This window comes from Anaerotignum sp. MSJ-24, assembly GCF_018918145.1.
GTDB lineage: Bacteria > Bacillota > Clostridia > Lachnospirales > Anaerotignaceae > Metalachnospira.
Genome location: NZ_JAHLPX010000001.1, coordinates 82,288 through 99,474 on the forward strand (window position 1 = coordinate 82,288; position 17,187 = coordinate 99,474).

Genomic DNA, 17,187 nt, shown 5'->3' on the forward strand with positions numbered 1-17,187 from the left:
CTTGTTGGAATTTATTTTTCAGCTTAATAATTTATGAGGAGATAAAAACAATGGAAAAGAGAGAACAGCTTTACGAAGGAAAGGCAAAAAAGGTATTTAAAACTGACGACGAAAATCTTTACATCGTATCATATAAGGACGATGCAACAGCCTTCAACGGAGAGAAAAAGGGTACTATCGTCGGAAAAGGTTCAATCAACAACAGAATGACAAATATGCTTATGCAGGTACTTGAGAAAAAAGGTGTTCCCACACATTTCGTTGAGGAGCTTAATGACAGAGAAACAGTTGTAAAGAAGGTTTCAATAGTTCCTCTTGAAGTAATTATCAGAAATATTTCAGCAGGCTCATTTGCAAAACGCTTCGGTGTTGAAGAGGGAATTGTTTTCGACGAGCCTACAATCGAATTTTCATATAAAAACGACGAGCTTGGCGATCCCCTTATGAATGCTTACCATGCAATCGCCCTTAAGCTTGCAACAAGAGAAGAAATCGAAACAATCAAAAAAATGGCATTCACAGTAAATGACACACTTAAGGAGTATTTCCTTCACCTTAACATCAAGCTTGTTGACTTCAAGATTGAATTCGGCAGACTTGCTGACGGCACAATCGTTCTTGCAGACGAAATTTCACCCGATACATGCCGTCTTTGGGACAAGGATACAAACGAAAAGCTTGACAAAGACCGTTTCAGAAGAGATCTTGGCGGTACAGAGGAAGCTTATCAGGAAGTAATGCGTCGTTTAATGGGGGAATAATTTAATGAGCTCTTTAAGAGAAGAATGCGGTGTTTTCGGCGTATTTGCCGAAGAAACCTGTGATGTTGCGGCTGATGTATATTACGGACTTTTTGCACTTCAGCACAGAGGTCAGGAAAGCTGCGGTATTGTTGTAAATGATGACGGACTTTTTAATTTTCATAAAGATGTCGGACTTGTAAACGATGTGTTTACTCCCGAAATTATGGCATCACTCGGAGAAGGAAACATGGCTGTCGGTCATGTACGTTACGGAACAACAGGAAACAACGACAGAGCAAATGCACAGCCTATCGTTGTAAACCATATCAAGGGCCGTATGGCACTTGCACATAACGGAAATCTTGTCAATTCACTTGAGCTTCGTGAGGAGCTTGAGATGAACGGCTCTATTTTCCATACAACAAGCGATACAGAGGTTATTTCATATATAATCACAAGAGAACGGATAAAATGCTCTTCTATAGAAGAGGCCGTTAATAACGCAATGTACAAAATAAAGGGTGCATATTCACTTGTTATCATGTCACCTTCAAAGCTTATTGCGGCAAGAGATGAATATGGCTTCAGACCTCTCTGCTATGGCAAGACAGATGACGGAAAATACATCGTTGCAAGTGAAAGCTGTGCGCTTGATGCAGTCGGTGCAACACTTATCCGTGACCTTAAGCCCGGTGAAATCGTTGTGTTTGATAAGGACGGTGTCCGTACAATAGAGGATCACTGCGGTAAGAAAGATCCTAAGATGTGCGTATTTGAGTATATTTATTTTGCTCGTCCGGACTCAATAATAGACGGACATTCGGTGCATAACGCAAGACTCCGTGCAGGCTCTTTCCTTGCGCTTGAGCACCCCGTACAGGCCGATATTGTTATCGGCGTTCCCGACAGTGGTATTGATGCGGCAATCGGATATTCAAGACAGTCCGGCATTCCTTACGGAGTAGGCTTTATCAAAAACAAATATATCGGAAGAACCTTCATTTCGGCAGGACAGAAATCCAGAGAAAACAAGGTTAAGATTAAGCTTAATCCCATTGCCGAAACAATAAAGGGCAAACGTGTCGTTCTTATCGACGATTCAATCGTTAGAGGAACAACAAGCAAGCGTATTGTCCAGCTTGTAAGAAACGCAGGAGCAACAGAGGTACATATGCGTGTATCCGCACCTCCGTTCACAAATCCCTGCTATTACGGAACAGACATTGATTCAAGAGAAAATCTCATCGCCTGTCATCATACGGTCGAGGAGATTGCGGAAATAATCGGCGTTGATTCTCTCGGCTATCTCAATACGGAATATGTAAATCTCCTTGCAGGCGGAAGCCATTGCGGCGGATATTGTGCAGCCTGCTTTGACGGAAATTATCCGACAGAGATACCTCAGACAGCATCAAAGAGCAGATTTGAACAGAAAATATCGGAAGGAAAGAAGGCGAAGTAATGAAAAGTATGAGCGAAAGCTATAAAGCGGCAGGTGTAGATATTACTGCCGGATATAAAGCAGTTGAACTTATGAAACAGCATATTGCAAAAACAATGACAGCCGGAGCATTATCGGACATCGGCGGCTTCGGTGGACTTTTTGAGCTTGACATTACAGGAATGGAAAGACCTGTTCTTGTAAGCGGTACAGACGGAGTGGGCACAAAGCTTAAGCTTGCTTTTATCATGGATAAGCACGACACAATCGGTATCGACTGCGTTGCCATGTGCGTAAACGACATTATCTGCTGCGGTGCAAAGCCTCTTTTCTTCCTTGACTATATTGCGTGCGGCAAAAACGTACCGGAAAAGATTGCGGAAATCGTTAAGGGCGTTGCGGAAGGCTGTGTTCAGTCCGGAGCGGCTCTTATCGGCGGAGAAACAGCGGAAATGCCAGGTTTTTACGGAATTGACGAATATGACCTTGCCGGATTTTCGGTAGGCGTTGTTGACAGAAAAAAAGTATTTGACAATACACAGATTAAAGAAGGCGACGTTATAATCGGCCTTGCATCAAGCGGAGTTCATTCAAACGGCTTTTCTCTCGTAAGAAAGGTATTTGATATTGAAAACAGCGATATTAAAAAGCCTGTTGCAGAGCTTGGCGGAAAATCACTCGGTGAGGCACTTCTTGAGCCTACAAAGATATATGTTAAGCCTGTTCTCAATCTCAGCGAAAAGGTAACTATAAAGGCGGTTTCCCATATAACAGGCGGCGGCTTTTACGAAAACATTCCCAGAAGTATTCCTAAGGGATATTCTGCACAGATTGATAAATCGGCACTCAAGATATTACCTATATTCGACCTTATCGCAAAGACAGGCAATATTCCTGAAAGAGATATGTTCAATACATTCAATATGGGCGTCGGCATGAGCATTGTCGTAAACAGCGAAGATGCCGAAACAGCACTTGCATCACTTAAGGCTGACGGTGAGGACGCTTATGTTATCGGAAAAATAGTTAAGTCTGACGAAGGCGTTATTATTGCCTGAGGAGGTCGGCATGAAAAAGACTAAAATTGCGGTATTTGTTTCCGGTGGCGGCACAAATCTTCAGGCACTTATCGATTCGGAAAAAATCGGTGCGCTTGCCCATGGAGAGATTGTTCTCGTTGTTTCCGACAAGGCAGATGCCTATGCACTGACAAGGGCTAAAGACAACGGAATAAAAACAGCGGTAGTTGTAAAAAAAGAGCTTGGCTCACAGCAGGCGTTTGAAGAAAGGTTACAGCGGATACTTGAGGAAAACGGCATTGAAATGATTGTTCTTGCCGGCTTTATGTGCATACTTTCTGCCGACTTTACTTCAAAATGGCCGAAGAGAATAATAAACATTCATCCGTCGCTTATTCCTTCGTTCTGCGGAAAGGGCTGTTACGGACTTCATGTTCACGAAAAGGCGCTTGCCTACGGAGTTAAGGTTACCGGAGCAACGGTACATTTTGTAAACGAAATACCCGACGGCGGAGAAATTATTTTCCAGAAGCCTGTGGCTGTTCTGGACGGAGATACACCGGAGGTTCTTCAGAAGCGTGTTATGGAAGAGGCAGAATGGATTATTCTTCCCAAAGCATGTGAAAAGGTTGCAAGTGAAATAGTTGAAAAAGGAGATAACTATGGACGTTTATAAAATAGATGATATTGGTGAGCTTTTAAAGAACAATGCTTATGCCGGAAGAGGTATCGTAATCGGAAAAACTCCCGACGGCAAAAATGCTGTTACTGCTTATTTCATAATGGGCAGAAGCGAAAACAGTCGTAACCGTATTTTTAAAGAAGAAGGCGAAAATGTAACAATCTATCCCTTTGACGAATCAAAGGTTGAAGATCCGAGCCTTATAATATATTCACCGATCAAGAAAATCGAAAATAAGCTTATTGTTACAAACGGCGACCAGACAGACACAATTTATGACTTTATAAAGAAAGGCGAATGCTTCAGAGAGGCACTCAAGACAAGAGAGTTTGAGCCGGATAAACCCAATTATACACCGAGAATAAGCGGAATTATGAATTTTAAGGACAATGATTTTGATTATTCAATGAGCATACTTAAGTCGCTTGATAAGGACGGAAGTGCCTGCGGACGTTATTTCTATGATTATGAGGCTGTAAACGGACTCGGACATTTTATCCATACATATGTATGTGACGGCAATCCTCTGCCTACATTCACAGGTGAGCCCGAAAGAGTTGCCATTGAAAACGACATTGACGCTTTTGCGGATAAAATCTGGACAAATCTCAATGAAAGCAACAAAATTTCTCTTTATGTACGTTATATAAATATTGCTGACGGAACAGTTGAAAACAGAATGTTTAATAAAAATGCCTGATTTATGATGTGATATACCGAAGAGAGAAAAGACCTTAGAAGGGAGTAAAGACTAAATGAAAGAATTTGAACTTAAGTACGGCTGTAATCCCAACCAGAAGCCTGCAAAAATATATATGAAGGACGGTTCAGACCTTCCTATCGAAATTCTTAACGGAAGACCGGGTTACATAAATTTCCTTGATGCCTTCAACAGCTGGCAGCTTGTCAAGGAAATTAAAGCGGCTCTTAATATGCCTGCGGCTGCGTCATTTAAGCACGTAAGCCCTACATCAGCCGCTGTCGGAATCAAGCTTTCCGATAAGCTCAAAAAAGCCTGCTTTGTTGACGATATAGAAGGTCTTGACGAGTCACCGCTTGCCTGTGCTTATGCAAGAGCAAGAGGAACAGACAGAATGAGCTCTTTCGGCGATTTCATCGCATTAAGCGATGTCTGTGACAAAACAACTGCAATGATTATCAAGAGAGAGGTTTCTGACGGTATTATTGCTCCCGGTTATACAGATGAGGCTCTTGAAATACTTAAGAGCAAAAGAAAAGGTTCGTATAACATAATCAAGATTGATGAAAATTATGTTCCCGAAGAAACAGAGCTTAAGCAGGTATTCGGAATTACATTTGCTCAGAGAAGAAACAACTTTAAAATTGATGCAGATCTTCTTAATAATATTGTTACAGAAAACAAAACTCTTACGGAAGAGGCAAAGCGTGACCTTATTATTGCACTCATAACCCTTAAGTATACACAGTCAAATTCAGTATGCTATGCCGAGGACGGACAGGCAATCGGTGTAGGCGCAGGCCAGCAGTCAAGAATCCATTGTACAAGACTTGCCGGAAACAAGGCAGATATCTGGCATTTAAGACAGTGCGACAAGGTTCTTAATCTTCCTTTCAAGGACAGTGTAGGCAGACCGGACAGAGATAACGCAATCGACCAGTACATTTCAGAAGAGGATAACGACGAGCTTCTCGAAAACTGGGAGGACTTCTTTACAGTTAAGCCCGAAAAGCTCACTCTTGCAGAGAAAAAAGCTTATCTTGCATCACTTCACGGAGTTGCCCTTGCATCAGACGCATTCTTCCCATTCAGTGATAATATCGAAAGAGCAAGAAAGAGCGGCGTTGATTACATTGCAGAGCCGGGCGGTTCGGTAAGAGATGATATTGTAATTGACTGCTGTAACAAATATAATATTGCTATGGCATTTACAGGCATGAGATTGTTCCACCATTAATTAACAGGAGGTTATGACCGTGAAAATAATGGTAGTTGGCGGCGGCGGACGTGAGCACGCCATAATCAAAAAGCTTAAGGAAAACAAAACAGTTGAAAAAATTTACGCTCTTCCCGGAAACGGTGGAATTGCCGCTGACGCAGAGTGTGTCAATATAGGTGCAAAGGATATTAAAGCAATTACGGAATTTGCGGTTGAAAACAAAATCGACTATGCTGTTGTTGCTCCCGATGATCCGCTTGTACTCGGTGCGGTTGATTTGCTTGAGGCGGCAGGTATTCCCTGTTTCGGCCCTAAGGCAAACGCTGCTATAATCGAAGGAAGCAAGATTTTCTCAAAAAATCTTATGAAGAAATACGGTATTCCGACAGCGGCATACGAGGTTTTTGACAACAAGGAAGATGCTCTCAAATATCTTGAAGGCTGTGATTATCCGACAGTTATAAAGGCCGACGGTCTTGCACTGGGCAAGGGCGTTATAATCGCACAGACAAAGCAGGAGGCTGTTGACGCTGTTCACTCTATGATGGAGGACAAGGTTTTCGGCGAAAGCGGCTCAAGAATAGTTGTTGAGGAATTCCTTACAGGTCCGGAGGTTTCCGTTCTTTCATTTACAGACGGAAATGTCGTTAAGCCTATGGTTTCGTCAATGGACCACAAGAGAGCACTCGATAATGACGAAGGACTTAACACAGGCGGAATGGGTACTGTTGCACCCAATCCCTATTACACAGCCGATGTTGCAAAGGAATGTATGGAAAAAATATTCCTTCCTACAATCAATGCAATGAAGGCAGAAGGCAGAGAGTTCAGAGGCTGTCTTTATTTCGGACTTATGATTACGGAAAAAGGCCCTAAGGTAATCGAATATAACTGCCGTTTCGGCGATCCCGAAACACAGGTTGTTCTTCCTTTGCTCGAAAGCGACCTTCTTACTGTTATGCAAGCGGTTACAAATGGAACTCTTGCAGATACAGAGGTTAAATTCAGCAATGATTCGGCATGCTGTGTAATTCTTGCATCAAAGGGCTATCCCGTTAAATACGAAAGCGGCTTTGAAATAGTTCTTCCCGAAACAGACGACGGCATTATTTATGTTGCCGGAGCAAAGAAGGACGGAGATAAGCTTCTTTCCGCAGGAGGCCGTGTGCTTGGCGTTACAGCAACAGCTCCTACACTTAAGGAGGCAGTTGACAAGGCATACGCACTCACAGCTAAGGTAAAATTTGATAACGGCTTCTGCCGTAAGGACATAGGCAGACGTGCTCTTATGAGAAAGTGAGGAACACCTATGGTATACAGAGTTTATGTTGAAAAGAAAAAAGAGCTTGCCAATGAGGCAAAGTCACTTTTTAATGATATAAAAACATTTCTCGGCATTGACGGTATTACTGATGTAAGACTTGTGAACTGCTATGATGCCGAAAATATAGATGAAGAGCTTTTTAATTACTGCAAGAAAACAGTATTTTCAGAGCCACAGCTTGATATTGCAACGGAAAGCGTTGATTTCGGAAATGCAGTTGTATTTGCGGTTGAATATCTTCCGGGACAGTTTGACCAGAGAGCCGATTCTGCCGCACAGTGTATCCAGCTTATTTCACAGCAGGACAGACCTCTTATCAGAACAATGAAGGTCTATGCACTTTACGGAAATCTTTCCGCAGAGGATATTGAAAAGATTAAAAAATATGTTATCAACCCGGTTGAGGCAAGAGAGGCAGTGCTCGAAAAGCCCGAAACACTTAAGGTTGAATACGATATTCCGACAGAGGTTGCCGTTCTTGACGGATTTAACGACCTCGACAGAAAAGGTCTTGAGGACTTTATTGCCGAAAAAGGTCTTGCAATGGATATTGACGACATTGCCTTTGTACAGGAATATTTCAGAAACGAAAAAAGAAATCCTACCATTACCGAAATAAAGGTAATTGATACATACTGGTCGGATCATTGCCGGCACACAACATTCCTCACAATTATTGATGATGTTAAGTTTGAGGACAGCCTTGTTCAGAAAACATACGAGGAGTATATTGCCGACAGAAAGGCACTCGGCATTACAAAGCCTGTTACTCTTATGAATATCGGTACACTTGCCGTTAAGGTGCTTTCTGCACAGGGACTTCTCGATAAGCTTGATAAATCAGAGGAAATCAATGCCTGCTCAATTAAAATGGACGTAAACGTAAACGGCGAAAAAGAAAAATGGCTGCTTATGTTCAAGAACGAAACCCATAACCACCCTACGGAAATAGAGCCCTTTGGTGGTGCGGCAACCTGTATCGGCGGTGCTATACGAGATCCGCTTTCGGGACGTTCATATGTATATGGAGCAATGCGACTTACAGGTGCGGGAAATCCTCTTAAGCCCGTAAGCGAAACAATAGAAGGAAAGCTTCCTCAGCGTAAAATAGTGACAACTGCGGCAAATGGATATTCCTCATATGGAAACCAGATCGGTCTTGCAACAGGCATTGTAGATGAAATATATCATGAAGGCTATGTTGCAAAGCGTATGGAGGTTGGTGCTGTTATTGCAGCCGCACCCGAAAAGAATGTTCGTAGAGAAAGACCTGTTGACAGCGATATTGTTATTCTTCTCGGCGGAAGAACAGGCCGTGACGGCTGTGGCGGTGCAACAGGCTCATCAAAGAGTCATAACCTTAAATCGCTTGAAAACTGTGGAGCTGAGGTTCAGAAGGGTAATGCACCCGAAGAAAGAAAGCTTCAGCGACTTTTCAGAAATCCCGAAGCCGCACAGCTTATCAAACGCTGTAACGACTTTGGTGCCGGCGGTGTGTCGGTTGCAATCGGCGAGCTTGCGGACGGTCTTGAAATAAACCTTAATGCTGTTCTCAAAAAATATGACGGTCTTGACGGAACAGAGCTTGCAATAAGCGAATCACAGGAAAGAATGGCTGTTGTTGTAGCTAAAGAAGATGTCGAAAAGTTCATGAAGCTTGCCGAAGGCGAAAACCTTGAGGCATCTGTTGTTGCGGAGGTTAAGGAGTATCCTCACCTTATTCTTAAATGGAACGGCAAAAACATAGTTGATATTTCAAGAGAATTTCTTGATTCCAACGGTGCAGAAAAGCATATTACCGCTGTAAATACAGTCGGTGCAGACTGGGAAAAGGACACAACAGGTTCATTTACCGAATTATATAAAAATGTTGCCGGAAATCTCAATGTCTGCTCAAAGCGTGGACTTTCCGAGAGATTCGATTCAACAATCGGTGCAGGTGGTGTTATGATGCCTTTCGGCGGAAAATATCAGCTTACACCTGTACAAGCTATGGTTCAGAAGGTTCCTGTTGAGCATGGCGACACAACAACCTGTTCACTTATGAGCTGGGGCTTTAATCCGTTTATTTCAGACAGAAGTCCTTATCACGGAGCATATATTGCCGTTGTTGAGTCTGCGGCAAAGCTTGTTGCCTCCGGTGCGGAATTTAAAGATGTATATTTAAGCTTCCAGGAATATTTCCAGAAGCTCGGCAATGATCCCGAGCGCTGGGGCAAACCGCTTTCATCGCTTCTCGGTGCATATAAGGCACAAAAGGATCTCGGAATTGCGGCTATCGGTGGTAAGGACTCCATGAGCGGCACATTTGAACATATTCATGTTCCGCCTACACTTATTTCTTTTGCCGTAACAACGGCAGAGCTCGGCGACATTGTTTCTCCGGAATTCAAAAAAGCCGGACACAGCGTAATGCTTGTACGTCCCGAATATGATGACAACGGACTTCCTAATGCGGAATCACTTAAGAGCGTATTCGCTGATGTTACAAAGCTTATGAGAGAAGGCAAGGTATGTTCTGCTTATGCTATTGGCTTTGGCGGTATTGCTGAAGCTGTTTATAAAATGGCTATCGGAAATGGCTTTGGCTTTAAATATGAAGACGAGCTTTCTAAACACCGTATATTCGAATATAACTACGGTAGCTTTGTTCTTGAAATGGCAGACGATACAGCTATCGGCAAAAAGCTCGGTACTGTTACGGAAAAACAGACAATCGAATATAAAGAGCACTGCATAACAATGGAAGAACTTTCAGATATATATGAAAACAAGCTTGAGAGTGTATACAGCTGTAACATTCCTTCCGAAAACAAGGATATACCTAAGTTTGAATATACGGCAAAAACATATCCAAAACCGGCAATTAAGCTTGCTAAGCCTAAGGTGCTTATACCGGTATTTCCGGGAACAAACTGCGAATATGATTCCGCAAAGGCTGTTGAGGCTGCCGGAGCAGAGGCGGAAATATTCATAATAAACAACCTTTCGGCCCATACTGTTGCCGAGTCGGTCAAGAATTTTGCGGCAAAAGCCGATAAGTCACAGATTATATTCATTCCCGGCGGTTTCTCCGGTGGTGACGAGCCCGACGGTTCAGGCAAGTTTATAACAGCATTCTTCAGAAACGAGGCTGTCAAGAACTCAGTAACAAGACTTCTTGAAGATCGTGACGGTCTTATGTGCGGCATCTGCAACGGTTTCCAGGCACTTATCAAGCTCGGCCTTGTTCCTTTCGGAAAGATAATCGACACAGACGAAAGCTGCCCGACACTTACTTTTAACACAATCGGCAGACATCAGTCCAAGCTTGTAAGAACAAGAATTGCGTCCAACAAGTCACCTTGGCTTATGAATACAAGCGTAAACGATATCTACACTGTGCCTATTTCACATGGCGAAGGACGTTTCCTTGCTTCTGATGAGGTAATAAAACAGCTTGCCGAAAACGGACAGATTGCAACACAGTATGTTGACTTAAGCGGAAATCCGACAGACGATATACATTTCAATCCGAACAACTCCGCAATGGCAATAGAAGGTATCACATCGCCGGACGGAAGGGTAATCGGAAAAATGGGACATTCTGAAAGATGGAATAACGGTCTTTATAAGAATGTTGACGGAAATTACGATATTAAGATGTTTAAATCCGCTGTTGAATATTATAAATAATAACAACATAAATTACAGACATGGCTTAAATAAGCTGTGTCTGTTTTTTGTTTTGCAAATTTTTATGATTGTAATGTTATTTATAATACAATATTAAATACATGAAATAAATTTAAGCCGATACTGAATTTTTTGAATTATTTTGTCAATTAACCGCTTGCTGAATTTGCCTTGATATGGTATAAAATTTGAGTAAAAGGAATGACCGAATTTAAAAATTAAATTCCTTAAGACAGTTATTTCAGCAGTACGCCGCAGGCTGAATATAGCCGTATTCTTTAATTTTAAGGGAGAAATTTTTAAATGTCCGATTGGCATATTTGTGTCGATTTCGCATATAATTCGATTACTACGCCGAATTTATCCCGAATTTTGTGAAATTTGTGCGGAGAATAAAGCCAATGAACGGTCACATATTATTTCGTTCCAAATAGGGTTAGTAAAAACTAACTATTTTTTATAAATTTAAAGTTAGTTTTAGCTAATAATTGGTTGGAATATACAAAATTATGAGGAGGGTTTAGTTTGAAAAATGTATTAAAAAGAGTCGGTTCAATCATTATGGCAATAATTATGGTTGTATCGACAAATGTAGCATTTGTCTTTGCGGCAGATGCAGAACCGCCGGAAATTACGGAATGTGGACCGTACAGTAACGGCGATTTCGATATTAAGTTTGGAACAGGTTATGAAAGCTATATTAAAGCAATAACCGGTATAAGTGTTGGCGGAGATGATTATGAGCTTACGTCAGTTTCGTTTTTGATTTCCGGAGCAACAAAATACTATGCACGTGATAACTACGTTTTAATCGGCGAGGGCGGCATCGGCGATACAGGCAAGGCAGAATGTACTATTACAGCTGATGGGTACAAAGATTTAGTTCTTGAGCTTGACAAAACAAAACACACAGCAACAGTTAAAGATTCATCAACAGAGCCGGAGGAGCATGAACACACAGGCGGTACAGCTACTTGCCTTAAAAAGGCAGTTTGCGACATCTGCAGTGAAGAATACGGTGAATACGGCGATCACAATTATAAAAACGGCGTATGCACAGTTTGCGGTGAAAAAGATTCAAGTAAAAAGCTCACACCACCCGTATTAGCAGATTGCAGAGCTAATTTTGGCTGGGACTTTAAAATGACTTTTGGTGATGGCTCAGATGATTATTTAAAAGCAATAACAGGTGTTACAGTAAACGGTGATGCTTATACTGTAAAGGATTCTTCATATGGCGTATATGGAAATACTTGTTATTATGCTGATTCAAGCTATCTTCTTATCGGCGAAGGCGGCACATTTGATAATGAAGGCAAAGCTGAATGTATCATTACAGCAGATGGCTACAAAGATTTAGTTCTTGAGCTTGACAAGAATGCTTACACAGCAACAGTTAAAGATTCATCAACAGAGCCGGAAGAGCATGAACACACAGGTGGTACAGCTACTTGCCTCAAAAAGGCAGTCTGCAATATCTGCGGTCAAGAATACGGTGATTACGGCGATCATGATTATAAAAACGGCGTATGCACAGTTTGTGGTGCAAAAGATCCCAATGCTGCAAAGCAAACAGCACCGGAAATCAGCAGCTGCGAATCAGATTTCGGCTATGACTTTGTTATTAAATTCGTTGACGGTGCGGATTATTTAGCAGCTATAAACGGTGTTACAGTTGACGGTAAAACATATACAAAAGCATCTTATTCATTTGGCGTAAGCGGTAATCTTGCATATTATATCCGTAGCGGTGAATATATAACAATCGGTGAAGCCGGAATCGGTGACACAGGCAAAGCTGAATGCGTCATTACAGCAGACGGCTACAAGGACTTAGTTCTTGAGCTTGACAAGAATGCTCACACAGCAACAGTTAAAGATTCATCAACAAAGCCGGAAGAGCATGAACACACAGGTGGTACAGCTACTTGCCTCAAAAAGGCAGTCTGCAATATCTGCAGTCAAGAATACGGCGATTTTGGACCTCATAATTATGTAGACGGCGTATGCACAGTTTGTAGTGAAAAAGATCCCGATTACGGAAAAGTTACACCTGAATTCAGTGTTGATGACAATTCAGGATACTCATATATTATTATCGGAACAACAACTAACGGCTATGTAAAAGGCGTAACAGAAATCAGTGTAAACGGAACAGCATTCACAAGACAGACTTTCCAGATGGCACTTAACGGAAATCAGTATTATCTTGAAAATGATACAGATAAAATCTATTTTGCAAACACAGGCGTATTAAAATCAGGAGATGTTATTGAAATAACAAATCCCGATTACAGCACAGTTAAGCTTAAAGTTAGCATTGCTTTCGGAAAGCTCACTGTTGAACCCGTTGACGGAAGCGAAAATCCCGGAGATAACTATGAGCTTCATGTTCGTCTTGTAGGAAGCTTTGAATCGGCTCTTGTAAACCAGAAGGGTTATGATGCAATATCAAGTGCATCAACAAATGTAACACAGAACAAAAACAGCAACGCATCAGTTGAGGCTGCTATTCTTCCGAAAGGACAGTTACCCATTGAAAGCGATTGGAAGCTTTTAAGCGAAAGTGGAATAACAATCAATTCAAAACAGTCTAAAGTAAACTTAGACAGCTCATGCGGTATGGTAGGCGTATATTCTGTACATGACGGTTCGGTAACTCTTGCCGGAACACCTTCAAATGCAGGTACATACGAAATATCGGTAACAATTACAGATGACCAGGGACGTACAGCAACAAGCAACACACTTACATTCAAGGTTTATACAGGAAATGAATATCTTGAGGATCAACTTGTGCTTGACAACTGCACTAAGACAGCTGACGGCAAATATATGTATGATATGGAGCCTTGGAAAATCATCAATTTCGACAGAGATGATAGCACAGTAATAGTACCTAAGGACGTTAAGGCTTGGTATGGCTCACATACAAGCGGAACATACGGCGAGCTTGGCTATGCTGTTCCTTTCGGCGATGCAACAACACAGACACTTGTCATTCCTAACGGATGTAATCTTACACTCGTAAACATGGATATTCTCAGCAGTGTTAAAATTGTGGTTAAAAACGGCGGAAAGCTTATTCTTCGTGACTCAACAGCAGAAGGAATTATTGAAGTTCTTGACGGCGGTACATTCTCAATGAACTACAATGATTACGGCGGAGGAGAATTCCTTAACGGTGCATCAATCAACGGTCAGTTAATTTTACAGGACGGTGCAACAATCGAAAATGCACTTATCTATTCAAACACAAATAATATTGCCAACGGAAGTGAAGCAAGAAAGAATACAGAGCCAGTTGTTGTCGTAAACGGAAATGTTAAGCTTAAGGGTAATGTATATATCCGCGGCGATAATGCTCCCACAGGTACAGATACCACAACAGGCAAGAGCTATTCCGGACAGACAGGTCTTCTTGTAAACGGAACATTAACACTTGAGGACGGTTCGATTCTTGGTGTATTCGGCGGCGGTATGGACGCAACAACATCAGTCGGCGGTACAGCAATCAAGATGGATAAAGGTACTATAACAGGCAATGGAAAGCTTATCGCAAGAGGTGCTGACGGTACATTTGATAACGGCGGAAATGCAGTGGCAGGAACAGGAACAATCAGCACAAATGAGGCTTATCTTGAAGGTGGTTGTGCTATGTATCCTAAGCAGGATTCAGATGGCGGTTCTGCCGCAACAGATACAATAACGATTTCAGACAGCACAAATACAAATCGAATTGACGGTAAAATCGTAAATAGCGAAACAGAAAAGCCTTCCGATACATATTGGAGAGGCACAAGCCAGCCTGATTTATCACTTTATCCGGTAGGTGAGAAAAAGATAACTCACGACATTACGCTTGTTAATGGTGTAGGCTATGATCTTACAGCAATAAACGGTTCATCTCTTATTGTAGATGATAAAGGAAGCTTCAGCTTTGAACTCAAAATCGCAGACGGATATGCAAAATCCGATGACTTTGCTGTTAAGGTAAACAATGTTGCGGTTGAGCTTACAGATAATAAATATACAATCACAAATATAACCGAAGACCAGACTGTAACAGTTGAAGGCATTGTAGAAGTATCTGTACCAACATATAAGGTTGAATTTAAAAACGGAGAAGGCTATACAATACTTTCACCAGGAAATGATCCCACTGAAGGAATCAAAGAAAACGGTTCATACACATTTGATGTAATAATCTCAGCTGGATATGAAAAGGGCGAAAACTTCGCTGTTAAGGTAAACGGTGAGATTGTTGAGCCCGACGGAGCTTATTATGTAATCAGCAATATTGCGGAAAACAAGACAATAACAGTTGAAGGCGTAGTAAAGACATCAGCGGAAATTGAAACAGTTGCGGCTCCCGTAATCAAACCGGACGGCGGCAGTTTCAGAGGCTCAAAGAAGGTAAGCATTTCATGTGATACAAAAGATTCGCTTATTTACTACACAACAGACGGTTCAACACCCAATGGCAACAGCGATGTTTACACAGGTGAATTCACAATAACAAAATCATGCACAGTTAAGGCTATTGCAGTTAAAGAAGGCATGAACAGCAGTGATGTTGTATCGGCTAAATTCATAAAGAAAACATCAAGCTCAAGCGGTTCATCAAGCACAAGAGAAATAACATCAAAGCTTGGTGAAATCGAAAACGGAACAGTTGCAATCAGCAGTAAAACTGCATATTCCGGAAGTACGGTAACAGCAACACCTAAGGCTGATGAAGGATATGTTTTAAGCGAAATCAAGGTTGTTGACGCAAAAGGCAAGAAGGTTGACGTAACAGACAACGGTGACGGAACATATTCATATAAGGTTCCCACACTTACTCCTGCGGTTGTTACAGCAGAGTTTGAAAAGGAAAACACAGCTGATGACACAACAAAGACTGATGTAATTGTTCTTACAATAAACAGCGTGGTTGCTGATGTATTCGGAAAACAGGTTGTAAATGATGTTGCTCCAGTTATCAGAAACGACAGAACAATGCTTCCCGCAAGATTTGTTGCCGAAGCACTCGGAGCAAGTGTTGAATGGAATGAAGCGGCACAGAAGGTTACTATAACAAAAGAAAATACGGTAATCGAAATTACTATCGGTTCAAATATTGCATTTGTAAACGGTATGGAAGTTCTTCTTGATTCTCCTGCATTTATCGAAAACAGCAGAACATATCTGCCTCTCAGATTTATTGCGGAAAATCTTGGAGCAGAGGTTGAATGGAATCAGGAATTACAGCAGATATATATTACACCCGGTAAATAATAGCAAAATAATAGCAAAATAATAGCAAAATAATAAGAGGTATGGCTTTTGTCATACCTCTTCATTTATACATATTTTATTTTTCCTGAACTTCTTTTCCGCTTAAGTGCTCAATATCTATTTCATACATTTTCACGGCTTTTCCGGAAACAGCCATTTCATCATTAAATATGCTTTCATCCGGATAGTATTTCATAGAAAGCTGTTTAAGCAGTGTAAATATAACATCTTGATTTTCAATTAAATGACATCTTCCGAAAACAACAGCACTCTGCATAAACGGAGCCCATGCTTCTTCTTTTATAATTTCATTGCTGTAAACTGTAAAGCACACCTTATCACATGCTTTTATTGAATCGGCTTTATGTCCGACGGCAGTTCCGTGAAAATATATCTTTTGATTTTTTTCATCATAAAAGTAGTTTATAGGAATTGCATAAGGGTAACCGTCATCTCCATTTACGGCAAGAACGCCTCTGCGTGAATTACGGAGAAGCTCCTTTGTTGCTTCGGTACTGAGTTCACTTTTCTTCTTTTTGATAGGTCTGAACATATATTCACCTCATTTTAAATAAGAAATATAAAACAAAACACCCGAAAATTAAAAATTCGGGTGAAATACTAATATTAAATTACATAATTTCCGCCGTCGTCCGGTCTTATAAGGTCAGCTATTGTTACACCTTCAAAAAAGTCGTCAATAAGCTTATATAGCTTTGTCCACATGTCTATTGTTCGGCATTCCGCTGCTCTGGGACAGGTATTTACTTCGTTTTCAAGACAGGCAACAGGAGCAAGAGAACCTTCTGTTACTTTCAGGATTGACGCAACCGTATATTCTTCCGGTGAACGGTTAAGTCTGTAACCGCCGCCTTTTCCTCTCAAGGATTCAACAAGTCCTTTTTTGCTTAAAACTCCGACTATGCTTTCAAGATATTTTTCTGATATTTCCTGACGCTTTGCAATATCCGCAAGCGGTATATAATCTCTGGTGTTGTGCTCTGCAAGGTCTATCATAACCCTTAAAGCATAACGTCCTTTAGTTGATACCATCATTTCAATACACCTCCACTATAACCTATTATACTACAATGTTTATATTTT

Annotated in this window: 11 protein-coding genes; 9 read left to right on the plus strand and 2 right to left on the minus strand. The window is 41.4% G+C overall.

The window, feature by feature from the left end; translation table 11 throughout:
* The first annotated feature begins 50 nt into the window (after window positions 1–50).
* From purC to KQI66_RS00405, 9 genes are all read left to right on the plus strand, one after another.
* Complete coding sequence (gene purC, locus KQI66_RS00365) at window positions 51–761, plus strand: phosphoribosylaminoimidazolesuccinocarboxamide synthase (protein WP_216426729.1); 711 nt, start codon at window positions 51–53, stop codon at window positions 759–761.
* A gap of 4 nt (window positions 762–765) precedes the next feature.
* Window positions 766–2,205, plus strand: a complete 1,440-nt coding sequence (gene purF / locus KQI66_RS00370; RefSeq protein WP_216426730.1) for an amidophosphoribosyltransferase — start codon at window positions 766–768, stop codon at window positions 2,203–2,205.
* The gene (gene purM, locus KQI66_RS00375; RefSeq protein ID WP_305832431.1) at window positions 2,205–3,242 is read left to right on the plus strand and encodes a phosphoribosylformylglycinamidine cyclo-ligase; all 1,038 of its coding nucleotides are present in this window, start codon (window positions 2,205–2,207) and stop codon (window positions 3,240–3,242) included. Before purF ends, purM begins: the two co-directional genes overlap by 1 nt.
* Window positions 3,243–3,252: 10 nt before the next feature.
* The gene (gene purN / locus KQI66_RS00380) at window positions 3,253–3,879 is read left to right on the plus strand and encodes a phosphoribosylglycinamide formyltransferase (protein ID WP_216426731.1); all 627 of its coding nucleotides are present in this window, start codon (window positions 3,253–3,255) and stop codon (window positions 3,877–3,879) included.
* Entirely contained in the window at window positions 3,866–4,585 is a 720-nt protein-coding gene (locus tag KQI66_RS00385) for an IMP cyclohydrolase (RefSeq protein WP_216426732.1), read from the plus strand. The genes purN and KQI66_RS00385 overlap by 14 nt, the downstream gene beginning before the upstream one ends.
* A gap of 55 nt (window positions 4,586–4,640) precedes the next feature.
* Window positions 4,641–5,822, plus strand: coding sequence for a phosphoribosylaminoimidazolecarboxamide formyltransferase (locus tag KQI66_RS00390; protein ID WP_216426733.1), 1,182 nt, complete (start codon window positions 4,641–4,643; stop codon window positions 5,820–5,822).
* A gap of 19 nt (window positions 5,823–5,841) precedes the next feature.
* Window positions 5,842–7,104 carry a phosphoribosylamine--glycine ligase gene (purD, locus tag KQI66_RS00395; protein ID WP_216426734.1) on the plus strand — a complete coding sequence of 421 codons (1,263 nt, stop codon included), beginning with the start codon at window positions 5,842–5,844 and terminating at the stop codon, window positions 7,102–7,104.
* A gap of 9 nt (window positions 7,105–7,113) precedes the next feature.
* A complete protein-coding gene (locus KQI66_RS00400) occupies window positions 7,114–10,803 on the plus strand; it encodes a phosphoribosylformylglycinamidine synthase (protein ID WP_216426735.1) in 3,690 nt (1,229 codons plus the stop codon).
* 525 nt (window positions 10,804–11,328) lie between these two features.
* Window positions 11,329–16,083 (plus strand): stalk domain-containing protein, encoded by a 4,755-nt coding sequence (locus tag KQI66_RS00405; protein WP_216426736.1) that lies wholly within the window; start codon window positions 11,329–11,331, stop codon window positions 16,081–16,083.
* A gap of 76 nt (window positions 16,084–16,159) precedes the next feature.
* Here KQI66_RS00405 and KQI66_RS00410 read toward each other — a convergent pair whose 3' ends face one another.
* A complete protein-coding gene (locus tag KQI66_RS00410) occupies window positions 16,160–16,636 on the minus strand; it encodes a pyridoxamine 5'-phosphate oxidase family protein (protein ID WP_216426737.1) in 477 nt (158 codons plus the stop codon).
* A gap of 74 nt (window positions 16,637–16,710) precedes the next feature.
* Entirely contained in the window at window positions 16,711–17,139 is a 429-nt protein-coding gene (locus KQI66_RS00415; protein WP_216426738.1) for an RrF2 family transcriptional regulator, read from the minus strand.
* Between the last annotated feature and the right edge of the window lie 48 nt (window positions 17,140–17,187).